Origin of the sequence: Sphingobium sp. B2, assembly GCF_007693735.1 — a bacterium.
GTDB lineage: Bacteria > Pseudomonadota > Alphaproteobacteria > Sphingomonadales > Sphingomonadaceae > Sphingobium > Sphingobium xenophagum.
Genome location: NZ_VDBZ01000001.1, coordinates 133,918 through 155,507 on the forward strand (window position 1 = coordinate 133,918; position 21,590 = coordinate 155,507).

Genomic DNA, 21,590 nt, shown 5'->3' on the forward strand with positions numbered 1-21,590 from the left:
TTCCGTCCCCCTTTTCCTTGTCCATCAGTCTGGGCTGGATGAATTGGAACTGGCCAACGCCATTGCCTGCGCCGTCCCGCTGGCGGGTTTTATGGTCGTGTGATTGTTGGACAGGATATAGGCGCTCAGCGTCGCAATGCCCAAAAACAGCGCCGCGCCAATAACCGCCAGGCCGTTATGCCCGCTGCTGCTGGTCCGCTTCTGTCCATCACGATCATCCCTATAACGCATCGGCAGTCTCCATTGAGTTGGTGTGCCGATGATAATCTCCGCTCAGATGTGCAGTTCCAGCCTGATTTCGTGATATTTTATTGCTGAAACCGACAGTTGCGACGCCGTCAGGATGCCAATGCCTTGGGCGCGTTGCGCAGCGCTCCAATGTCCACCGCTCCGGCAAACTCTACGCCCATGCGGTCGTCCTTCGACCAGCGGGCTGTGGCGTTGACGAACTGGCCTTCGCTCAGTTCGATCGCGAACAATGTGCCCAGCGGCACGTTCCACAACCCTTCGATCAGGGCGCCGGTAGACGATATGTTGCGGACCCGTCCGGTATAGACATGGCCGTCATGATGCACGGCTATCGTGCGCAACATGGTCTTGCGCGCGGGACGACTGGACTGGAAGCCGTCCGCCGACGCAGCCGAACCATTGACGCGCTGACTTGCCAGAACGTCGGCGGCAGGCATCGGGCGACCATAGATATAGCCCTGGATATGGCTGCACCCCAATTGCCGGATCAACGCCAGTTCATCCTGCGTCTCCGCGCCTTCGGCCGTCGTATCCATGCCCAGCGCTTCGGCCAGGCTGACGATCGCCTTGATGATCGCGCTGTTGCGGCTGCCCTTGGTCGCGGCTCCGCGCACGAAGCTCTGGTCGATCTTGATCTTGTCGAAGGGCGCTTTTTTGAGATAGCCGAGCGAGGAGTAGCCGGTGCCAAAATCATCGAGCGCCAGCCGCACGCCCAGTGCCTTGAGCCGCGCAAACATGGCGTCGGTGCCGTCATCGTCGTTCAGGAATACGCTTTCGGTGATTTCCAGCTCCAGCCGTTCCGGCGCCAATTGCGCGCTGGCCAGGGCATTCATGACGGTGGACGGAAAACCGGGATTGGCAAATTGTGTCGGCGACACATTCACCGCAACGCGGATGTCATCGAGCCACTGGACGGCGTCGCGGCACGCGGTGCGCAGCACCCATTCGCCGATTTGCGCGATCAGGCCGGTATCCTCGGCGATCGGGATGAACAGGGCGGGGGAAATCGGCCCCCGCACCGGATGTTCCCAGCGCAGCAACGCTTCATAGCCGGCAATCTGCTCCGTCTTGGACGACACCACCGGCTGGTAGACCAGATGCAGCCCATCGGCGGCCAGCGCGTGGCGCAGATCCTCCTCCAGCTGGCGGCGATCTTCGGCATCGGCATGCATGTCCGACGAATAGAAACGGTGGACGCCGCGGCCATTGCCCTTGGCCGCATAGAGAGCCAGGTCGGCGTTGCGGATCAGCGCGTCGGCTGTCACCCCGTCCTGCGGACAAGATGAAATGCCGATCGACACGCCGATGACGACCGCCGTTCCCTCGATCGAATAGGGTTGCGACACGGTGGCGATGATGTTCTGCGCCAGTTGCGCCAGTTGCGCCTGATCCTGGCGACCCGGCAACAATATCTTGAATTCATCACCGCCCTGACGCCCGACCAGTCCCCGGTCGCCTACGACCCGCTGCAATCGCTGGCTCACCTGCCGCAGCAGCGCGTCACCTGCCGGATGGCCCAGCGTATCGTTGACGCTCTTGAACCGGTCCAGGTCCAGCATCATCAGCGTGCAATCGCCCGCCTTGCCATGCCGGTCCGCCACAGCCTGCTCCAACGAACGCAGCATCTGGATGCGGTTGGCGAGGCCAGTCAGCGAATCGAACTGGGCCAGCCGCGTGACTTCCGCCTGGCTGCGACGCATTTCGGTCAGGTCGGTGCCTGATCCGCGAAAACCGTGGAACTGGCCATATTCATTGAATACCGGCTGGCCGGAAATCGACCACCAGCGTTCCTCCTTCGCCATGGCGGCGCGGACGGAAATGTCGGAAAAGCCAGTGCGTGCGGAGAGGTGAAAACCCAGCGTGCGCTCCCCATCGCCCTGCTGCTTGTCGCCGGGTCGGATCATTTCAGTGATCGGCCGGCCGATCAGCCCACCCTTGGGCGCGTCCAATGTGCGAACGAGCGTATCGGAAATATAGGTCAGGCAACCCTGCCGGTCGGTTTCCCAGAACCAGCCACGCCCGGTGCGCTCATGCTCCTGCAAAAGCCGGTCAGATCGCTGCGCACGCAAATCCTGCCGCTGGCGTTCGATGGCCCGCTCGCGGTCCGCCGTCGCCTGCCGCAGGGTAGCGACCGCCATGACGATGATACAACTCACCAGCAGACCGATCTGCGCCGGGCCCGCCTTTGCCGCCACCGACACAAGCAGCGCACCCAGAAAATAACTGATCCCCAACAAACGGCGGTCGCCCACGATGCATACCGCCAGCAGCGCGACCGCCAGTTCCGGCACGGCGGCCAGGAACAGCGAGTCCGACACCGTTTTCGGATCATGCTTTAACCACAGGCTGAAGCTGAGGCCGGACAGGAACAGCATTGGCAGCATCAGCCAATTCTGGATGTGGGGCATCCGCTCCTGAAACACCGGCCAGCGCGGCACCAGCATCAACGCGCCGTCCACCAGCAGCATCACGAGCAGGACGCCGAACTGCTGCGCATCATCGGGACGGAAGAGTGGAATGCCCAGCAGGCTTATCACGCACAGCTTGGACAGCAGGATCAGCGGCCATAGCCGGGCGATCTGGACGAAAGCGCCTGAAATCCAGGACGCGGCCACCTCGGTCCCGCTCTCTGCCAGCCCCAGCGCGACCATGAGGGACATGGAGCGGGAGGGAGTATCGGACAGGGACGCGCGCAATCGAGACATGCGCGTTGTTTAACGTCCGTTCCTTTACATAGAATTACTTCAAATAAGGGGACTTTTGCATGTTTAACGACACTAAACGCGCTCGTTAGACATGGCTTTGGTCACACCCGCATCGGCATCAATACATAGAGCGCAGGGCTGCGGTCATTCTCGCGGATCAGCGTAGGCGCGGCGGCATCGGCCAGATGCAGTTCCACTGTTTCGCTGTCGATCTGCCCCAATATGTCGAGCAGGTAGCGCGCGTTGAAGCCGATGTCGAAACCCTCGCCCTGAAACACGCCGGACACTTCTTCGGCGGCGGTGCCATTTTCGGGGCTGGTGACCGACAGGGTGATCTTGTCGCGGTCCAGGCTCATCTTGACCGCGCGGGTCTTTTCGGTCGCGATGGTCGCAACGCGATCAACCCCTTCCTCGAAGCTGCGCGGGTCGATCTTGAGCAGCTTGTCGTTGGCGGTCGGGATGACGCGGCTATAGTCGGGGAAGGTGCCGTCGATCAGCTTGCTGGTCAGGATCGCGCTGCCCAGGCCAAAGCGGATCTTGCTGGCGGACAGCGAAATCTGCACCGACCCTTCGACCTCGTCGAGCAATTTGCGCAGTTCGCCGATACATTTGCGCGGGACGATGATGCCGGGCATCCCGTCCGCGCCATCGGGACGAGGCACGGTGACACGCGCCAGGCGATGGCCGTCGGTCGCCGCGGCTTTCAGCACTGGCTGGCCATCATCCGACACATGGAAATAGATGCCGTTCAGATAATAGCGCGTTTCTTCGGTCGAGATCGCAAAGCGCGTCTTGTCGATGATCTGCTTCAATGTTTCGGCGGGCAGTTCGAAGCTGGTCGGCAGGTCGCCCTCGGCGATCACCGGGAAATCGTCGCGGGGCAGGGTGGACAGGTTGAAGCGCGCGCGTCCGGCCTGAATCAGCATCTTGCCATCGGCCGCCGCCAGCGACACCTGACTGCCTTCGGGCAGCTTGCGGGCAATGTCGAACAAAGTGTGGGCGGATATGGTGGTCGCGCCCGCCTGCTCCACCTGCGCCGAAATACTTTCGACCACCTGCAGGTCCAGATCGGTCGCCATCAGCTTGATAGCGCCGTCCGCCGACGCTTCGATCAGCACGTTGGACAGGATCGGAATCGTGTTGCGCCGCTCGACCACCGACTGGACGTGGCTCAGGCTCTTCAACAGCGTCGCGCGTTCGATGGTGGCCTTCATGTCCCTGTTCTGTCCGTTTCTTTTTCTGCAAGTGCCCGGATGCAGTCGAATCCGGGTGACTATGATGGATGGTTCTTCATAACCGCTGTTGCGGCATGGGCAAGCACTCGCTCGCGCTTTCGCGCAGCAGCACCCTTGCAAAACGGGACAGGGTGCGCTCTGCCTTGGCAGATGAGCCGCATCGCCGCCTGTCTGATGATCTTGCTGCTGGTCGCATCGCCTGCGTTCGCGCGTGATTCGCTGGGCATGTTCGAAACCTGGGGGGCGTTCCGGGATCCCGCCACGCCGCGCTGTTACGCGATTGCCCGCCCCGTCAAGCGCGCCGGGCGGGTCAGTCCGGGCTTCGCGGCGGTCGGCACCTGGCCACGGCAGAAGGTGCGCGGCCAGGTCCATTTCCGCCTGAGCCGCAACCGTGCGGACAAGGCGCCAGTGACGCTCACCGTCGGCGAACGCCGCTTCACCCTGGTCGCGGGGCGCAGCGACGCCTGGGCCGCCGACGCCCGCGGCGACGCCACGATCATCGCCGCCATGCGATCCGCCAGCAGCATGAGCATCCAGACCAGAGACGCGCAGGGCCGCGCCTTTGCCGACGCCTACGCCCTGCGCGGCGCGGCGACCGCGATCGACGCGGCCGCGCTGGGGTGCGCGCGGCTGCGGTAACGCGGCAACGCTTTAATCGTCGGCGAAAATCGACTATGGGCGCGATCATGCAATCAGCCGCCAACCCCATCATGCCGATTCCCGGCCTTGTAGACCCTGTGCCCGTGCCGCGCGCCGTGACCCCGCGCGCCGATGGCCGCACCGACCTGCTCGGCCTGTCGCGCCCGCAGATCAAGTCGGTGCTGGAGGAAGCGGGGCTGGACGCAAAAGCGGCCAAGCTGCGCTCCAAACAGCTGTTCCACTGGCTCTATCATCGCGGCGAGACGGACTTTGAAGCGATGACCGACCTTGCCAAGCCAATGCGCGGCTGGATGGCGGAGCGCTTTGTCGTCGGTCGCCCGCAGGTGGTGGAGGCGCAGGTTTCGAACGATGGCACGCGCAAATGGCTGCTCCGGTCGGACGACGGGCAGGATTATGAAATGGTGTTCATCCCCGATGCCGATCGCGGCACGCTGTGCGTGTCGAGCCAGGTGGGCTGCACCCTCAACTGTCGCTTCTGCCACACCGGCACGATGCGACTGGTCCGCAACCTGACGCCCGGCGAAATCGTGGGTCAGGTCATGCTGGCGCGCGATGCGCTGGGCGAATGGCCCAAGGGGAATATGGGCAGCGCCGCCGCGGTGCCGGATGATGAAGATGAGGACGCCCCGCAATATTCGCCCGACGGGCGGATGCTGACCAATATCGTCATGATGGGCATGGGCGAACCGCTTTATAATTTCGAGCATGTCCGCGATGCGCTGAAAGTCGTCATGGACGGCGATGGCCTTGCCCTCTCGCGCCGCCGCATCACCCTGTCGACCAGTGGCGTCATTCCGATGATGGCGCGCGCCAGCGAGGAAATCGGCGTCAATCTGGCCGTCTCGCTGCATGCCGTGACCAAGGAAGTGCGCGACGAACTGGTCCCGATCAACAGGAAATATGGGATAGAGGAACTGCTCCAGGCCTGCGCCGATTATCCCAAGGCCAGCAATGCGCGCCGGATCACCTTTGAATATGTGATGATCAAGGACAAGAATGACAGCGATGAGGATGCGCGGGAACTGGTCCGCCTGATCCGTAAGTATAAGTTGCCGGCCAAGGTCAACCTGATCCCGTTCAACCCCTGGCCCGGCACGGACTATGAATGTTCGACGCCCGACCGGATTCGCGCGTTCAGCAGCATCGTGTTCGAAGGCGGCATTTCGGCCCCGGTTCGCACCCCGCGCGGGCGCGACATCATGGCGGCCTGCGGACAACTCAAATCGGCCAGCGAAAAGAAAAGCCGCGCCGAACTCGACCGGCTGGCAGAAGAAAAGCAGGCGGCGCTCGGCTGATCGTCGCCCCACGGCGACAGGATGCAGCAAGCCCCGCCCGCAACGGCGGGGCTTTTCATTGTGGGGGACGGACGATGACAGATGAAGAGATTGAGCGGCTGGCGACAGGCTTTTGCGCCTGCACCCTGCCCAAGGCGGCCTGGACCCACGGCGCGCATTTTGCGACCGCTCTTTGGCTGATCCTCCAACGTCCCGACATCGTGCCGGAACGCGATATGCCCGACATGATCCGCCGCTATAATGAGAGTGTGGGCGGGGTGAACAGCGACATGGGCGGCTATCATGAAACCATCACCCAGGCATCGTTGCACATGACTCGCATGACGCTCGCCGCCCTGCCGCCGGGCTCAACGCCCGCCAGCGCCTTCGCTGCGCTGATGGCGTCGCCGCTGGGAAGTAAGGACTGGCTGTTCGCTTACTGGTCGCGGGCGACGCTGATGTCGGTTGCGGCGCGCAGGGGCTGGGTCGCACCGGACCTCAAACCTCTGCCTGCATAGAAAAAGGGCGGCCCCACGGACCGCCCTTTCCCTTATTCCAAACTGATCGACAAGGATCAGAAACGGAAGCCGACGCCAACCATCGCGGCGTCACGACCGCCGATATTCTGCTCATATTCGGTGCGCTGATATTCAGCCGAGATATAAGTGTTGGGGGTCGCGGCAAATTCCAGACCGCCGCCGAAACGCACGCCCTCGAACGCCGCGCCAACGCCCAGCGTTTCGATGCGGGTGGTGGCATAGCCGACCTTGCCGAACGCCAGGACGCGCGGGGTGGCGACGAAGCCGAGGCGCAGCGACGCGGCGAGATCACGGCTGATTTCCACGCCGGAATCGCCGACAGTGGTGTCGCCCAGGCTGACTTCGACGCCGCCGGTGATGCGCGGTGCGAGCGCCAGGTCATAGCCGGCGGTCACGCCATAGGCGAAGCCGTCCTCGTCACCCGCATTGTCATAGCCCAGCGTCACGCCCGCGCGCGGCCCGGTGAAGGGCGCAGCATCCTGAGCGAAAGCAGGGGCCGAAACACAGGCAGCAGCGATCGCTGCGAAAATCACAGTTTTCATAAAGTCCTCAATATATATTCATGGCCGAATGGCTAATTCATCCGGCGTTCAGGTTCGATGCAAAGAAATAACGACAAAAATAACATGGTTCCTCTTGTCCATATATCCACCTTGTCAGTGGATTATATGGTTGCGATCGGCATCGGCGTCGCGCAATCGCCATCTAGGTTGGCTCTTTTCGTTTGCAAAGGGGCAAGGTCTTTATTTCAAATGATTTCAACTGTCTGTTGCAAAAGTGTAACAACATGATGGAATGGCAGGCGGCGCGCCATTGCGAACAGCCGTGGACTGGGCCGCGCGACCGGTTAGGATAGGGACCATGGCCAGCCAGACCCCCAAGAAGGCAACCGGCACAGTCAAGCGGCACCGCCTGTCGACGCGGCTGTGGCACTGGCTGAACGCAGCCCTGCTCTACACGCTGTTCACCAGCGGGCTGGGCATCTTCAACGCCCATCCCCGTCTCTATTGGGGGCAATATGGTGCGAATTTCGATGCCGCCTGGCTCGAACTGGATCGCTTCCCCGGATGGCTTACGCTGCCTGCGCTTTATAATCTGGCCATGTCGCGCCACTGGCACCTGACCGCCGCGCCGATCTTTGCCTTTGCGCTGCTCTTCTACATGCTCTGGAGCCTCGCCAACAGGCACATCGCCCGCGATCTCGCCTTCCGTCGCGATGATCTCGCCCCGCGACATATCTGGCAGGACATCAAGGACCACGCGCGGCTGCGCTTTCCCACCGGCGACGCGGCGTTGCGCTACAATGTGCTGCAAAAGGCCAGCTATATCGGCGTCATCTTCATTCTGTTGCCGCTGATCATCCTGACCGGGCTGACCATGGCGCCGGGCATGAATGCGGCGTGGCCATGGCTGGTCGATCTGTTCGGCGGACGGCAATCGGCGCGCTCTCTCCACTTTATCGCCGCCTTCGCGCTGGTCGCCTTTTTCCTCGTCCATATCCTGATGGTGCTTCTTGCCGGGCCGGTGAACGAGGTGCGATCGATGATCACGGGCCGCTATCGCGTGCCGGAGGAACGCCCATGATTCTCACTCGCCGCCATTTGCTGTTGGGCGCCACAGCGACGCTGGCGGGATGCGACCGGCTTGGCCGTAACGAGGCCGTGCGGGAAGCCCTCTTCTCGGCCGAAAATTTCCATCGCTGGGCGCAGCGCAGCCTGATGGCGCGCGACGCGCTGGCGCAAGAATTCCGGCCCGATCAGATCTCGCCTATCTTCCGCGCCAACGGTACGGCCAATCCCAATACGCCCGCCTATAAGGCATTGTGGCGCAGCGGCTTTGCCGATTGGCGACTGCCTGTGACCGGACTGGTGGCGCGCCCGCTGTCGCTGTCTTTGGCCCAGTTGCAGGCGATGCCCCACCGCACCCAGATCACCCGCCATGACTGCGTCGAAGGCTGGAGCGCGATCGGCAAATGGCGCGGCGTCCCGCTCAAACCGATATTGGAGGCCGCGGGACTGAGTGACCGCGCGCGTTATCTCGTCTTTCGCTGTGCCGACGATATGGGCGGGGGGCGGCCTTATTATGAAAGTATCGACCGGTTCGACGCTTTCCATCCCCAGACGATCCTTGCCTATGCGCTCAACGATCGCCCGCTGACGGTCGCCAACGGCGCCCCGCTCCGTCTGCGTGTCGAACGGCAATTGGGGTATAAGCAGGCCAAATATCTGATGGGGATCGAGGCCGTCGCGACCCTGGACGGCATCGGCAAGGGCAAGGGCGGCTTTTGGGAGGACTATGCCGGTTATGATTGGTATGCGGGGATTTGATCTGCGTTCCTGTGAGTGACAAGGTATCGTCATGACACTGTTCGAGCGAATATTGCGGCGGTTGGTCACCCGTGGCCAATTGACCATTTTCACCCCAGATGGCGCGCATTTCACCGTCGGAAAAGCCGATCCGGCCTTTCCCGATCTGGCGTTGCGGTTGCAGGACAAAAGGGTCGCCTTCGACATTGTGCGCGATCCGCGACTGGGCATGGCCGAAGCCTATATCGACGGGCGGGTGACGATCGAAGGTGGCGGCATCATGGAATTTCTCTCCATGGTCCGCGCCAATAATCCATGGGAAAGCGGCCGTTCCATCGACGCGAAGAATGTGCTGGCGCGCGGCCTTGGCACCGTCCGGCAAAAATTGTGGCGCGCCAATCACAAGGCGCGGGCAAAGGCCAATGTTGCCCATCATTATGACCTGTCCGCCGCGCTCTACGCCCTCTTCCTCGACCGCGACCGTCAATATAGCTGCGCCTATTGGCCCGACGCGGACAATGAAGCGGGCATCAGCCTGGATCAGGCGCAGGAGGACAAGAAGGCCCATATCGCCGCCAAGCTGCTGCTCAAACCGGGGATGCGGGTGCTGGATATCGGCTGTGGCTGGGGCGGCATGGCGCTCTACCTGCACCGCACCTGCGGCGTCGATGTGACGGGCATCACCCTGTCGGAAGAACAGCTCAAGATCGCACGGCAGCGGGCGGCCGACGCGGGGGTTTCAGACCATGTCCGCTTCGAACTGATTGACTATCGCGACATGACCGGCCCGTTCGACCGAATCGTATCGGTCGGCATGTTCGAACATGTCGGCACGGCCCCTTACCGCACCTTCTTCAACACATGCCATGATCTGCTGACACCGGACGGGGTGATGCTGGTCCATACAATCGGCCGCATGGGCGGGCCGGGCACGACCGACGCCTTCACCCAGAAATATATCTTCCCCGGCGGCTACATCCCGGCCCTGTCGGAAATGGTGGCCGGCAGCGAGGGTACGCGGCTGATGGTCACGGATGTGGAGGTCCTGCGCATCCATTATGGCCTGACCATCCGCCAATGGTACAAGCGGGCGATGGCCCACCGGGCGGATATCATCGCGCTGTACGACGAACGATTTTTTCGCCTCTGGACCTTCTATCTGGCGGGCGCGGCGACGGTGTTCGAACATGGCGGCATGGTCAATTACCAGGTTCAATATGCCCGCAACCGGCGCACCCTGCCGATCACCCGCGATTATATGCAGGAAACGGAAGCCGCGCTTCAGGGCCGCTGACTGGCTGAACCGCCGCTAAATGGCGCGTTCGCGGACGGTTCAGTCGGCTTGGGCCATTGTCCCCTCATCGTCCTGCCTCTGGAGCGGCGGGGCAGTGAGGAGAGCAGGATATGAACATCATCTGGAAAGGCGCCGCGGCGCTTGGCCTGACCGTGGCGGGGCTGAGCATGGCAGTCCCGGCGCAGGCACAATATCATGGCGGCTATCGTGACGGCTGGCGCGGCGACCGTGGGCACCACTGGAACAATGGCCGGTGGGACAATCGCCGCCACTGGCGCGGCCATCGGCGCGACTGGCGCGACAATCGCCGCTATTATCGTGGCTATCGCCAGCGCTGCTGGACCGAATGGCGCTACGACTATTATCGCCGCCGCGATGTGCGCGTGCGCATCTGCCGCTAATGGCATGACCAGCCAGCAACCCGTCGCCAACCGGAGGCGGGTTGCAGCATCGCGGGCAAACGGCTAGGCGCGGGCGCAACATTGCAGGAAGCATTTGACCATGAGCGATACGCCCCCCGATCATCTTTCCACCAACCCGCGCAGCCCGCATTTCGACATGGATGTCCTTCAGCGCGGGATCGGCATTCGCTTCAAGGGACGCGAGCGTAATGATGTCGAGGAATATTCGATTTCCGAAGGCTGGATTCGCGTCGCCGCCGGCAAGACTCGCGACCGCCACGGCAATCCGCTGACGATCAAGCTGAGCGGGCCGGTCGAAGCCTGGTTCCAGAACCCAGCGGAACCGTCCGAAGAGAAATCCGCCGACGCCGAATGACCGGCATCGGCGCATTAGCGTCGGTCAGTTCAGCCTCGTTTCCCGCTTCACATCGGCGATGATCGCGCTCAGCGTCCGTTGCGATGGGGTGCTGTCGGCATATTCGACGATGAAGGGGTCGGTCTCCAATTTCGGCGCGGCCTTGCGCGCCGTCGCCCTGGCCTGTGCCATTTTCGGCGCCGCTGGCTGACCGCGTGTATAAGTTGGCGTGCTGCGCGACGGCGTCACTCCGGCAGGCAGGCGTACATCGTCCCACTGGTCGCGATCGACACGGGCAAAGCGGACGCTGCTACCCAGCGCCGGGTCGGGCGTAAATTCGTGCAGCTTCGCCTTGGCCGGGTAGATGAAGCCGAATGTCGGATTGGTGCGCGCACCCATCTGCGCGGTTGGGCTATGCCACACCCGCACCTGGCTCCAGTCGCCCGCATCCGACACGTCGATTGCCAGCACATCCTCCTCGATCGCGCCCGGCGCTGACCAGTTGGCATGGCGGATCAGCACGCGCCGGTCGTCCAGCACGCGGCTGACCACGGCGACATGGCCCAATGTCATCGGCCCGATTGGACGGAAGGCCAGCACAGCACCCTTTTTCGGCTCATGCCCGCGCTGATATTGCGCCGCTGCCTGGTCCCACCAGGTCAGCGCGTCGCCGCGAATCTCTACCCCTGACACAATGCGCGCATAGGGCACGCATTGCAGTGCGCTCGCACCCAACAGGGGTGCCGCGCTCAGACCAGACAGCAGGCACATTGCCGCCCAGCGTAACTGTCGAACCATATGCGATTCCGAAACCTAAAGAATCGCCCCACCGGGATCGATCCTAGATCGGACCCTTTATGAAGAGGTTAAACCGTTCAGAAAGCCGAACGGGCAGCGCCGGTGACACTGGCGTCGGTGACGGCGTCAGCCATGGCGACCTGCACCGGCTGTTCGATGTCCTTGGGCTGGTCGGCATAGATGAAGCCGTTTGCCGGATTGGAGCGCAGCCCCAGATTGCCGATCGGGCCATACCATACGCGGACATCCGACCAGTCATTGTTGGCGGACACGTCCACGGCGCGGACATTGCGTTCGATGCCGCCGCGATAGGACCAGTTGGCATGGGTCAGCAGCACTTCGCGCGGGCTGACCACCTTGCTCACCATCGCGACATGACCGACCGGCATGGCGCGGCTGGAGGCGAAGGACAGGACAGCGCCGACACGCGGTTCATGGCCGCGATCATAACGGCCCTCCGCCTGGTCCCACCAGGTATTGGCATTGCCGTGGAGCTGGATGCCCGACACCTGACGGGCAAACGGAACGCATTGCAGAACACCAGCGGTCGCAGGCGTAACGATCAGGAAAGAGAGCGCAAGCATAGCAGCGGCGATAAGCCGTTGAAAACTAACGATCATGCGAATGCGACCCCGACTTTGATTCAGGCTTTTGCCCCGTTGAGATGCTTTAGGGCAGAGCCAAGGCGCGTTGAAAAGTGCCGGGCGACGAGTCGTTGCGGTGGCGGGTTATATCGCGGAACGAAAAACATGACCCGCCGTTACAGTCAGCCGGGTTGCAGATGATAATTCGTTGAAAAGGCTCGATTCCGTGCCTGTCATCCATACCTGCCCGCCCGTATGTTCCAATCGGTCGAACAAGGCGGCCCGTCGCGACGGGTCGAGATGCGCGGCCACTTCATCGAGCAACAGCACGGGCGGTTGGCCGCGATGTTCGGCGACCAGCGTGGCATGAGCCAGCAGGATCGACAGCAGCAAAGCCTTTTGCTCACCGGTCGAACACAGGGCGGCTGGCTGGCCCTTGGCGATGTGGAGCACCGACAGGTCGTGCCGGTGTGGCCCGGACAAGGTGCGCCCCGCCGCGGCATCGCGCCGTCTTTCCCGCGCCAGCCGTTCGGCCAGGGGCAGGTCGCTGCCATCCTCCTCGCTTTCTATCGCGATCATCGGACGGGCAAAGGGTGCGTCGGGCTGCCCCGCCAGGGCCAGGTTCAGCCGCGCGACCAGATCGCTGCGCGCTGCCGCCAGCGCCGCGCCATGCTCGCCCATCTGTGCCTCCAGTGCGCTCAGCCACGCCGGATCGGCCCGGCGCTGGTCGGCGAGCAGCCGGTTGCGCGCCCGCATCGCTGCATCATAACGCGCGCTGTGGGCGGCATGGGCTGGATGCAGCGCCAGCGTCAATCGGTCCAGAAAACGCCGCCGCCCGCCGGGACTGTCCAGAAACAGCCGGTCCATCGCCGGGGTCAGCCAGACGATCGACAGATGGTCGGCCAGTGCATTGGCCGATGATGCTACGCCACCGATCCGCACCTGCCGTCGGTCGGGCGTCGCAGCGACCACGCCGGTGCCCAGCACGACCCCATCCACCTCTGCCGCGATGCCAAATCCGCCCGGCCCGTCCTGCCGCGCCATGGCCCGCAACGCCGCGCCACGCAGCCCGCGTCCGGGCGCCAGCATCGACACCGCCTCCAATATATTGGTCTTGCCCGCGCCATTGTCGCCGGTCAGCAGGATGAAGCCATGATCGGGCACGATCAGCCCGTCCGCATGATTGCGGAAATCGCTCAGGGTCAGGCGGCCGATCATCGTCCGGCTGTAGCCCGGTCCATCGCCATGGGAAAGCGTTTAGCAGCGCTTGCGCGTCACCGCCGTCCCGTCATTGACGATCGTCAGCGTCGCACCGTCCGCCGCCGGTCGCAACGTCAACGTGCGGGTCCAGCTTTGACCTTCGCCAGTGAATGCCGCCTTGACCGCGACTTCGGCTTTCGCGCCGGGCGTTACCGCTTCGACCGTACCGACGCTTTCATGAAAAACCAGCTGGTCGGGCAGGATGTTCAGTTCCAGATCGGCCGCCCTGTCCCCGCACTGATTGCTAACACCGGTCCAGCGACCCTGTAGATCGATCGGAATCTTCCCCGATGTCGCCTGGTCGGGCGATGGTGTTGGCGCCGTAACATTGGCTGGCGGCGGCGCTTCCGGCGCAGGCTCGATCGGAGCATTGATATTGGCCACGACGCCCGGTTGCGACGTCTGCTTGTCGGCAGGCTTGTCGCAGGCAGCAAGGGCGATCACCGGCAGCAGGGCAAGGGCAGGGCGCATCCTGCAAGAACCGGCGAAACGCCCGGCGGTTCCTGTCTCCTGCCGTGACGGACCTTTGCGGGCATGCTATCCTCCGGCCCGATCATGAAGGAAGGAAAGCATGGCATGCCGGTGCTGGGAATGGGCGGACTATTTTTTCGCGCGCATGATCCGGATGCGCTCAATGCCTGGTATCGCACCCATCTGGGCGTGGGTGCGGGCTGCGTGTCCGATCCCGACGCCCAGCCTGACGAATGGACCTGGCGAACATTGGGCGGACCGATGGTGTTTGCCGCGTTCAAGGCCGACAGCGATTATTTTGCCGCGGACAAGGCGTTCATGATCAATCTGCGCGTTTCCGATCTCGATTCCCTTCTGACCGGCTTGCGGGACGCGGGCATTGCCGTCATCACCAATGCGGAATGGGATCATCCCGATGTCGGGCGTTTTGCCCGCATTCATGATCCCGAAGGCAATGCCATCGAATTGTGGGAGCCGCCCGCGCCCGCCGCCTGACCGTCCGTTTAAGGAGCCTGATGATGAAGCGTCTAACCCTGTTGCTTGCCGCCGCCGCCACCCTGCTGGGATCGAGCGGGGCCATGGCTGCCCTTGCCGTCGGGGCCAAGGCACCCGATTTCACGACGCGCGGTGCGCAGGCGGGCAAGACGTTTACCCTGACCCTGTCGCATCAGTTGAAGCGCGGCCCGGTCGTCCTCTATTTCTTCCCAAAGGCGTTCACGCCGGGCTGTTCGGCCGAAGCGCGCGAATTTGCCGAGAATATCGACAAGTTCAAGGCAGCCGGCGCGACCGTCATCGGCATGTCGGCAGACCCGGTTGATGATCTGGTGGCGTTTTCGACCAAGGAATGCGCGGGCAAGTTCGCCGTTGCTTCCGCCGGGCCAGGGATCGTGTCGGGCTATGACGTCGCGCTCAAGATGCGGCCGGGCATGACCGACCGTACCTCCTATGTCATCGCCCCGTCTGGCCGCATCGCCTTCGTCCATTCGGAAATGAACTATGCCGAACATGTCAAATCCACCCTGGCGGCGGTGCAGGCGATGAAGCAGAAATAGGCGAACCTGCTGACACCCGTTCGCGCGCCTGCCAAAAGACAGTCCTTTCCTTCGCGAAGGGGGATAGGGCGTCGACCAGCGCAGGGCGAACGGGTGCCGGACTATCCGGCCAGAAAATCCCCGCTCGCAATCCGCTCCAGCCCGGTCACGTCGCGCGTGTAAATATAGGTCCAGGCCTCGATAGGTCCATCGGGGGTCTGCACTGTCACCTTCTCCCGCCGATATTCATGCGGTTCGGGGAAATGCACGGTACATTGCTCATATTCGTCCAGTCGGGCGAGTAGCGCTGCCGGGTCGGGCAGGGCGAACAGGTGACCCATCACCTCGCCTGCATCATCGGGCACGAAGCCCGGATAGGTTTCCACCCGATATAGCGAGCCGCGCGCCGTGGCCAAACCGACGGCGGGGGCCATGCTGCGCAGCCAGCGCGCCATCGGCCCGTCGAAGCCGGGGCGCAACGTGCCATAGACGAAAAGCAAGGGGCTGCTCATGCCGCTCCTGTGAAAATTATACCGATAAACGGGAAATTTCCCCAACTGATGGAAATGAACGCGGGCGAAATTGCCGATATGGCGCCTGAAAATCGCGGATTTCCGGGGAAAAGTGAAACTGGCACGGCTCCTGCAATCCTGTTTGGCATCAAGGCCGGATCATCCGACCAGCCAAAAATCAGGGAGTTTCTACCATGTCCATCGCCAAGGTCCACAACGCCGCCGTCGCTCTTGTCGGCGCTTTCCTCGTCGCCAGCCTGTTCGTCAGTGCTGCCGTGCCGGTCCTGCCGATCGCCTGATCGACCCGTATTTTTCAACTGCATTACCAGAAGGCCAGATTCATGAACAACAGCTTCACCCTCGACCGTCGCCACGGCAAGATCATGGGCGTGTGCGCGGGCTTGTCCAACCGCACGGGAATTGACGTCACGCTGATCCGCGTCGCCACTGTGTTGCTGACGCTCTGCGCACTCGGCCCGGTCGGCGTTGTGGCTTATCTGCTCGCTGGCTGGCTTGCTGAAGGCTGAGCCAACGCCAAGTTGGATCACAGTCGTTCCATAATAAAAGAGCCGCCCCGGCATTGGCCCTGGGCGGCTTTTTATCATCCCGATGATTGGGGATATAGAAGAGCGCGGATAGCGCTCAGGCGTAAAGCACCGAATAGAAGGTCAGCATCTGCACGCCAACCGCAACCACCAGCGCAGCGCCCTGAAAAGCCTGTCGCATATTTAACTCCAATATGATCGTTCATTGCCGCCCCATATGGGCGGACCGGGCCTATGCGCCCGTCATGATTTTGTAACAATCGCAAAGCACGGCATTTCGATTGCAACAAATGCAACAGACTGTGACTATATGGCCGCACTCAGCGCCAGCGCCGCCGCAGGATTGCGCACCTTCGCGCCACTGATGAAGAAGGCAAAGGCATCGCCTGCCGCGGCCTGCGTCCGCAACCGTTCCGCCCAGTCCGTCAGCGCCGCCGCGCTATAGCCCGTGCTTTCGTCGTCCAATGTCTGCATCAGCCGCGTGTAGGAAAAGCCGACATCGGCACCCCGGATCGCCGGATAGGTCTCATGATCCGCCAGTACGATCGCCGCTCCCGCGTCCTGCGCCATTGCCAGAAAGGCCGGATCGTCGAAACTGGCGTGCCGCACTTCCAGCGCGTGGCGCAGCGGCACGCCATCGACGCTGGCGGGCAGCAGCTTCAGGAACGCGCCGAAATCGTCGGGATCGAACGCCTTGGTCGGCATGAACTGCCACAAGATCGGACCCAGCCGGTCGCCCAGTTCGGCTATGCCTTGCCCGACAAATTTGCTGACCGATTCGCCCGCTTCCGCCAGCACCCGCCTGTTGGTGCAATAGCGCGAAGCCTTGACCGCGAACTGGAAGCCGTCCGGGACCGCCTTCGCCCAACCCGCGAAAGTCGCCGGTTTCTGCGTGCTGTAATAGGTCGCATTAATCTCGGTCGCGGTCAGATGTTGCCCGACATAGGCCAGTTCATCCTTCTGCCGCAGCCCGGCGGGATAGAAAGTCCCGCGCCACGGCTCGAACACCCAGCCGCCAATGCCGATCCTGATCCGTCCCGCCATCCCGACCTCCCGCTCAAAATTGCGCTACCTATGTCTATCTCACTGTCGGCCTTTTCAACCCGATCAGCCACGGCTTGACCCCGCGCGTCGGTTTCGGCTTCCCGTCGATCCGCCGCGCTCGCAGGATTTTGACGGGCTTTATGATCATCTGCGCCCGCATCGGTCCGGTTCCGCAACAGGTCGGCACCGCCAATATCTTTTTGACCACGTCCATCCCGCCGACGACATGGCCGAACGCGGCATAGCCGATAGATCCGTCGCGCGCATCCATCGTTGGGGTCGCGCCGATGGTGATGAAGAAATTGCCCATCGCCGAATTGGTCCGATTGGGCCGCGCCATGGACAAGGTGGCGTCCAGGTGGCGAATCCCGGTCTGGCTGGTCGGCTCATGCACCACCGGCGGCAGCGATCGCCGCACGTCCATATCGATCCCGCCCTGGATCAGTCCTTGTTTCGGATCGCTCTTGCGCCGCGCCGCACGATAGAAGGTCACGCCATCGAACCGCCCGTCATCCACATAGGTCAGGAAGTCGGCCGACGTCCGCGGCGCGCGCTTCGTATCGAGTGCCACGGTGATCGTCCCCACCGACGTCTCGATCGCCACCCGGATATAGCCGGGCGTCGCTCGGTTCGTGGGCGCCGCACTGGCAAAGCTGGACGAAAGCAGGACCGACAGAATGGCAAGACAACGGGCAAACAGACGCATCGACAGACAAACACTCGCGGCAGAAGGGGGCAAGCCCAAGGCTAAAGCCGCCGCATGGTCAGCGCAATCGCCCACTACCCTATTGGCTGCGGTTGGCGTGATGAAGATGAGGAAAAAATGGTGCCCGGAGACGGATTCGAACCGCCGACACAGCGATTTTCAATCGCTTGCTCTACCAACTGAGCTATCCAGGCACGGCCAACTGCGGATGGCTCCGCCCGATGGAAGCGTGCCTATAGTCGTCAATCTGCGTCGCTGTCTAGCCCATAATCGCTGCTTTTTTGCATCCCTTCGTCTGCCGCTGGCCCCGGCACGCGATAGCCTTCGCCCAGCCATTGCAGCAGGTCGCGGTCGCGGCAGGCGGGGCTGCAAAACGGGCGGGTTTCGGGCTTTACGGGCTGGCGGCAGACCGGGCAGGCGGCGGCTTTAGGCGACATGGCCCGCCCCCAACGCCAGCGTCGCGTCGGCCGTCAGGGTGATCGCACCGCCGCGCCGCTTGGCCAATTGCTCGATCCAGTCACTCTTGCGATGGAGCAGGTCGATGATCGCAGGAGCAGCGGTCAGTGTCACTGCGCCGCCATTGCCGTGCCGCTCCGCCCGGCGCAGCAACGCCAGTGCCGCCGTCTCGACCGGATCGGCGCGCAGCAGTTCGATAAGGTTGGCCCGCTCGCGCTTGCGGATGATCTGGAGGAAGCCAAATCCGTTAACCGCCGTGCGCTCGAATGGCAGCGGCAGATATTTGTCGATCTGCGCCGCGGCGATCATCCGCTCATCCTTGTTGTTCATGGTCGGCAGGTCGATGCCGATCGACCCGGAAAGTCCCATGCGGCGAATCGTCTGCGCCGCGATCTTGGCGCCCTTGGGACCAAGCTGGGCAGGTGGCAGCGACCCGTCAACGTCGATCAGCAGCATGGCGGGCGTAACGTAAAGACGCAGCGCGGCGGCTTCCGTGCCGACATCTCCACTGATCGCCTCTTCCATCAATTCGGTCCAGCCGACCGCTTCCAGTCGGTCCTCCTCATGCGCGGGGCAGGGGACGACGGGGACGCCGGTGGCGCGCAGCCGTTGCAGCAGGCTTGGCCCGGCATGCGGCTTGCTGCCTGGTTGGGCGATCCGGCCCTTGGCGCGCTTGGGACGGCCCTCTTCGGGGATCGCCTCGCGCAATATTTCGACCAGCACGGTCGACCCTTCCGACGTGCGCGGCGGCATTGGCTCGATCAGCACCTCTTCCTGGCTTGTCAGCCGGACAACGCCGCGCTTCTTGGGGATAAGCGTCTGGGTCAGGCGCCCTTGTGCTACCGCACCTGCGCGCTCGCCACCAGTTTCCCGCTCGATCAGCGCCTCGACCAGGCGACCATTTTCCACCAGCGCGGCACGGGATTCGCCAATGCCTTCTTCATAAAGCCATTCGGCCATGTCTATTCCTAATCGAGAGCATAACCCGCCGCCTTCAGCAGCGTACGGGTTTCGTAAAGCGGCAGGCCCATGATCGCGCTGTGGCTGCCCTGAATTGCGCGGATCAGGCCAGCAGCGCGACCCTGTATGGCGTAGCCGCCCGCCTTGCCCCGCCATTCTTCGCTGGTAATATAGCGGTCGATCTCGCTGCGTTCCAGCGACTTGAAGGTAACGATATTGGTCGACAGGCGATGCCGTGCGTGCCCCGTTGTGTCGATCAGCGTGATCGCGCTCAGCACGCGATGTCGCCGCCCGGACAGCAAGGTGAGGCAGGCGCGCGCTTCCTCGGCCGTTTCCGCCTTGGGCAATATGCGGCGACCGGCGGCAACGACCGTGTCGCCTGACAGGATCAACGCGCCCGGATGCCGCGCCGCGACAATCGCTGCCTTGTCCGCGGCAACCCGCGCGGCATAGACGGACGGCAATTCCGCCTTACGCGGCGTTTCGTCGCAATCGGCGGGGTCTACCTCATCGGGCGCAACGCCGATCTGCCCCAGCAGCGCCAGGCGCCGGGGGGAAGCGGAAGCAAGAATGAGCCGCATCGGGCCTGACACCCGTTGGCTTATTTGAAGCGGTAGGTGATCCGACCCTTGGTCAGGTCGTAGGGCGTGAGTTCGACCAGCACCTCGTCCCCCACGAGGACGCGGATGCGGTTCTTGCGCATTTTACCAGCGGTATGGCCGAGGATCTCATGATCATTCTCAAGCCGGACGCGGAACATGGCGTTGGGGAGAAGCTCCACAACCTGTCCGCGCATTTCAAGCAGTTCTTCTTTGGCCATAATATCCCGAATTCAAAAAATCGCGTCGCCATAGCGCCAATTCATGCAAAATGAAAGGCGGCTTCATGCGCTGAAATGATCGCCTGCTGCGACGAGTGCGGCAAAGATGCGATCCAGCTGCTGTTCGTCGACACAATAGGGCGGCATCAGATAGATGGTGTTGCCCAATGGCCGCAGCAAGAGGCCATGTTGCAGGAAGAAGGCGCGCAACCGCGGCGCGAGGTCCGACAGATAGCCCGCATCCGGTGTGACGATGTCGATCGCCGCGATCGTACCCAGCTGGCGCGGATTGGCGAAGGCGGGATGCTGCGCCAAGGAAGCGAGCCGCGTCGTGATGCCATCGGCCAGCGCGGCGAGTCGGCCACGCACATCCTCTTCGCGCCAGATGGCCAGATTTGCCACGGCAGCGGCGCAGGCGATGGCGTTGGCGGTGTAGCTGGACGAATGGTAGAAGAGCCGGGCGCGGTCGGTCGACCTGTGTGCCTCGAAAATGCGCGCCGTCGCCAGTGTCGCGGCGAGCGGGATCGCGCCGCCGGTTATGCCCTTCGCCACCGCCATAATGTCCGGCACTACTCCAGCCTGTTCGCAGGCGAACAGCGTGCCGGTGCGGCCCCAGCCGGTCATGACTTCGTCAGCGATGAACAGCACGTCATGGCGACGACAGATGGCGGCCATGTCGCGCAGCACATGCGGCGGATAGAGCAGCATTCCGCCCGCACCCAGGATCAGCGGCTCGACGATGAAGGCCGCTGGCTTGTCGCGGCAGGCCGCTTCGAGCGCGTCAAGGCTGGCCTGCTCCTTGCCAGGCGCAGGGAAGGGAATTGTGCCGACATCGAACAAAAGCGGCGTCCAGGCGGCATTATAGACGCCGCGTTCACCCACCGACATCGTGCCGATCGTGTCGCCATGATAGCCATGTTCCAGCACCAGGATGCGGCTGCGCGCCTCTGCCTGTCCATCGAGTGCCAGATTGTGCCAATAGCCCAGCGCCATCTTGAGCGCGACTTCGACTGCCGTTGAGCCGCTGTCGGAAAAAAAGACGTAAGCCAGTGGGTCGCTATCGGGCGATCGTGGAGTAATCTCTATCAATTCGCGGGCGACTGTTTCGGCTGGTTCATGGGTGTAACCGGCAAAAATCAGCTGATCGAGTTGCCCGGCCTGCTGCGCGATGGCGGCGGCGATGCGCGGATGGCAATGGCCATGGGTCGTCACCCACCAGCTCGAAATCGCGTCGATCAGACTGCTGCCATCGGCCAGATGCAGCAACGCCCCTTCGGCGCGCACGACATGGGGGATCGGCTCGTTCAGGCCATGCTGGGTGAAGGGGTGCCAGACGGGGGAGGTCATATGGCGCGGCTTTAGGCCAAGCCCTTGCCCATGACCAT

27 protein-coding genes and 1 tRNA gene are annotated in these 21,590 nt (G+C 62.9%); 11 read left to right on the forward strand and 17 right to left on the reverse strand.

The genetic code is table 11. The annotated features are described in order from the left end of the window. Positions 1-24 precede the first annotated feature (24 nt). The 3 genes from FE851_RS00650 to dnaN form a co-directional block, all read right to left on the reverse strand. A complete protein-coding gene (locus FE851_RS00650) occupies positions 25-231 on the reverse strand; it encodes a hypothetical protein (protein WP_019052205.1) in 207 nt (68 codons plus the stop codon). 107 nt (positions 232-338) lie between these two features. Continuing rightward, positions 339-2,954 carry an EAL domain-containing protein gene (locus FE851_RS00655; protein WP_186378723.1) on the reverse strand — a complete coding sequence of 872 codons (2,616 nt, stop codon included), beginning with the start codon at positions 2,952-2,954 and terminating at the stop codon, positions 339-341. A 101-nt stretch (positions 2,955-3,055) separates the two neighbouring features. Continuing rightward, positions 3,056-4,168 carry a DNA polymerase III subunit beta gene (dnaN, locus tag FE851_RS00660; RefSeq protein ID WP_017181143.1) on the reverse strand — a complete coding sequence of 371 codons (1,113 nt, stop codon included), beginning with the start codon at positions 4,166-4,168 and terminating at the stop codon, positions 3,056-3,058. A gap of 171 nt (positions 4,169-4,339) precedes the next feature. Here dnaN and FE851_RS00665 point away from each other — a divergent pair, with 171 nt between their 5' ends. From FE851_RS00665 to FE851_RS00675, 3 genes are all read left to right on the forward strand, one after another. Then, positions 4,340-4,828: a hypothetical protein gene (locus FE851_RS00665; RefSeq protein WP_017181142.1), complete on the forward strand. Its 489-nt coding sequence runs from the start codon at positions 4,340-4,342 to the stop codon at positions 4,826-4,828. Between the two features lie 47 nt (positions 4,829-4,875). After that, on the forward strand, positions 4,876-6,144 hold the full coding sequence (gene rlmN / locus FE851_RS00670; RefSeq protein ID WP_026002059.1) for a 23S rRNA (adenine(2503)-C(2))-methyltransferase RlmN: 1,269 nt from the start codon (positions 4,876-4,878) through the stop codon (positions 6,142-6,144). A gap of 74 nt (positions 6,145-6,218) precedes the next feature. Next, entirely contained in the window at positions 6,219-6,641 is a 423-nt protein-coding gene (locus tag FE851_RS00675) for a hypothetical protein (protein ID WP_145198989.1), read from the forward strand. A 56-nt stretch (positions 6,642-6,697) separates the two neighbouring features. Here the strand turns inward: FE851_RS00675 and FE851_RS00680 are convergent, their stop codons facing one another. Next, positions 6,698-7,204 (reverse strand): porin family protein, encoded by a 507-nt coding sequence (locus FE851_RS00680; RefSeq protein ID WP_017181139.1) that lies wholly within the window; start codon positions 7,202-7,204, stop codon positions 6,698-6,700. A 319-nt stretch (positions 7,205-7,523) separates the two neighbouring features. Here FE851_RS00680 and FE851_RS00685 point away from each other — a divergent pair, with 319 nt between their 5' ends. The 5 genes from FE851_RS00685 (at position 7,524) to FE851_RS00705 (ending at position 11,039) form a co-directional block, all read left to right on the forward strand. Further along, positions 7,524-8,246, forward strand: a complete 723-nt coding sequence (locus FE851_RS00685; protein ID WP_145198992.1) for a cytochrome b/b6 domain-containing protein — start codon at positions 7,524-7,526, stop codon at positions 8,244-8,246. Further along, positions 8,243-8,989: a molybdopterin-binding protein gene (locus FE851_RS00690; RefSeq protein WP_107124301.1), complete on the forward strand. Its 747-nt coding sequence runs from the start codon at positions 8,243-8,245 to the stop codon at positions 8,987-8,989. Before FE851_RS00685 ends, FE851_RS00690 begins: the two co-directional genes overlap by 4 nt. 31 nt (positions 8,990-9,020) lie before the next feature. Further along, positions 9,021-10,262 (forward strand): SAM-dependent methyltransferase, encoded by a 1,242-nt coding sequence (locus FE851_RS00695; RefSeq protein WP_145198995.1) that lies wholly within the window; start codon positions 9,021-9,023, stop codon positions 10,260-10,262. A 110-nt stretch (positions 10,263-10,372) separates the two neighbouring features. Next, positions 10,373-10,663, forward strand: a complete 291-nt coding sequence (locus tag FE851_RS00700; RefSeq protein ID WP_017181135.1) for a hypothetical protein — start codon at positions 10,373-10,375, stop codon at positions 10,661-10,663. Between the two features lie 100 nt (positions 10,664-10,763). Continuing rightward, complete coding sequence (locus FE851_RS00705; RefSeq protein WP_017181134.1) at positions 10,764-11,039, forward strand: DUF3297 family protein; 276 nt, start codon at positions 10,764-10,766, stop codon at positions 11,037-11,039. A 24-nt stretch (positions 11,040-11,063) separates the two neighbouring features. Here the strand turns inward: FE851_RS00705 and FE851_RS00710 are convergent, their stop codons facing one another. From FE851_RS00710 to FE851_RS00725, 4 genes are all read right to left on the reverse strand, one after another. Then, the gene (locus FE851_RS00710) at positions 11,064-11,816 is read right to left on the reverse strand and encodes a CHAP domain-containing protein (protein WP_186378724.1); all 753 of its coding nucleotides are present in this window, start codon (positions 11,814-11,816) and stop codon (positions 11,064-11,066) included. 77 nt (positions 11,817-11,893) lie between these two features. Continuing rightward, positions 11,894-12,436, reverse strand: coding sequence for a CHAP domain-containing protein (locus FE851_RS00715; RefSeq protein WP_186378725.1), 543 nt, complete (start codon positions 12,434-12,436; stop codon positions 11,894-11,896). A 108-nt stretch (positions 12,437-12,544) separates the two neighbouring features. Beyond that, positions 12,545-13,618 carry a DNA replication/repair protein RecF gene (gene recF / locus FE851_RS00720; RefSeq protein WP_145198998.1) on the reverse strand — a complete coding sequence of 358 codons (1,074 nt, stop codon included), beginning with the start codon at positions 13,616-13,618 and terminating at the stop codon, positions 12,545-12,547. A gap of 39 nt (positions 13,619-13,657) precedes the next feature. Continuing rightward, complete coding sequence (locus FE851_RS00725) at positions 13,658-14,131, reverse strand: hypothetical protein (protein WP_145199001.1); 474 nt, start codon at positions 14,129-14,131, stop codon at positions 13,658-13,660. 105 nt (positions 14,132-14,236) lie between these two features. Here FE851_RS00725 and FE851_RS00730 point away from each other — a divergent pair, with 105 nt between their 5' ends. After that, positions 14,237-14,626, forward strand: a complete 390-nt coding sequence (locus FE851_RS00730; RefSeq protein ID WP_026002055.1) for a VOC family protein — start codon at positions 14,237-14,239, stop codon at positions 14,624-14,626. Positions 14,627-14,649: 23 nt separating this feature from the next. After that, positions 14,650-15,183 carry a peroxiredoxin gene (locus tag FE851_RS00735; RefSeq protein ID WP_017181128.1) on the forward strand — a complete coding sequence of 178 codons (534 nt, stop codon included), beginning with the start codon at positions 14,650-14,652 and terminating at the stop codon, positions 15,181-15,183. A 101-nt stretch (positions 15,184-15,284) separates the two neighbouring features. Here FE851_RS00735 and FE851_RS00740 read toward each other — a convergent pair whose 3' ends face one another. Beyond that, positions 15,285-15,674 carry a gamma-glutamylcyclotransferase gene (locus tag FE851_RS00740; RefSeq protein WP_145199004.1) on the reverse strand — a complete coding sequence of 130 codons (390 nt, stop codon included), beginning with the start codon at positions 15,672-15,674 and terminating at the stop codon, positions 15,285-15,287. 341 nt (positions 15,675-16,015) lie between these two features. On the opposite strand from FE851_RS00740, the gene FE851_RS00745 reads away from it, so the two are divergent. After that, positions 16,016-16,201 (forward strand): PspC domain-containing protein, encoded by a 186-nt coding sequence (locus FE851_RS00745; RefSeq protein WP_017181125.1) that lies wholly within the window; start codon positions 16,016-16,018, stop codon positions 16,199-16,201. Positions 16,202-16,525: 324 nt separating this feature from the next. Here the strand turns inward: FE851_RS00745 and FE851_RS00750 are convergent, their stop codons facing one another. The 8 genes from FE851_RS00750 to FE851_RS00785 form a co-directional block, all read right to left on the reverse strand. Then, on the reverse strand, positions 16,526-17,263 hold the full coding sequence (locus tag FE851_RS00750) for a DUF72 domain-containing protein (RefSeq protein WP_145199007.1): 738 nt from the start codon (positions 17,261-17,263) through the stop codon (positions 16,526-16,528). Between the two features lie 34 nt (positions 17,264-17,297). Then, the gene (locus tag FE851_RS00755; RefSeq protein WP_145199009.1) at positions 17,298-17,969 is read right to left on the reverse strand and encodes a peptidylprolyl isomerase; all 672 of its coding nucleotides are present in this window, start codon (positions 17,967-17,969) and stop codon (positions 17,298-17,300) included. A 118-nt stretch (positions 17,970-18,087) separates the two neighbouring features. After that, positions 18,088-18,163 (reverse strand) — tRNA-Phe (locus FE851_RS00760). A gap of 48 nt (positions 18,164-18,211) precedes the next feature. Then, positions 18,212-18,406, reverse strand: a complete 195-nt coding sequence (locus FE851_RS00765) for a DNA gyrase inhibitor YacG (protein WP_019052225.1) — start codon at positions 18,404-18,406, stop codon at positions 18,212-18,214. After that, entirely contained in the window at positions 18,396-19,385 is a 990-nt protein-coding gene (locus FE851_RS00770) for a ribonuclease (protein ID WP_145199011.1), read from the reverse strand. The genes FE851_RS00765 and FE851_RS00770 overlap by 11 nt, the downstream gene beginning before the upstream one ends. An 8-nt stretch (positions 19,386-19,393) precedes the next feature. Further along, on the reverse strand, positions 19,394-19,966 hold the full coding sequence (locus tag FE851_RS00775; protein ID WP_145199014.1) for a Maf family protein: 573 nt from the start codon (positions 19,964-19,966) through the stop codon (positions 19,394-19,396). 20 nt (positions 19,967-19,986) lie between these two features. Next, entirely contained in the window at positions 19,987-20,205 is a 219-nt protein-coding gene (infA, locus tag FE851_RS00780) for a translation initiation factor IF-1 (RefSeq protein WP_003049127.1), read from the reverse strand. A 63-nt stretch (positions 20,206-20,268) separates the two neighbouring features. Beyond that, the gene (locus FE851_RS00785; RefSeq protein WP_145199017.1) at positions 20,269-21,552 is read right to left on the reverse strand and encodes an adenosylmethionine--8-amino-7-oxononanoate transaminase; all 1,284 of its coding nucleotides are present in this window, start codon (positions 21,550-21,552) and stop codon (positions 20,269-20,271) included. Positions 21,553-21,590 lie beyond the last annotated feature (38 nt).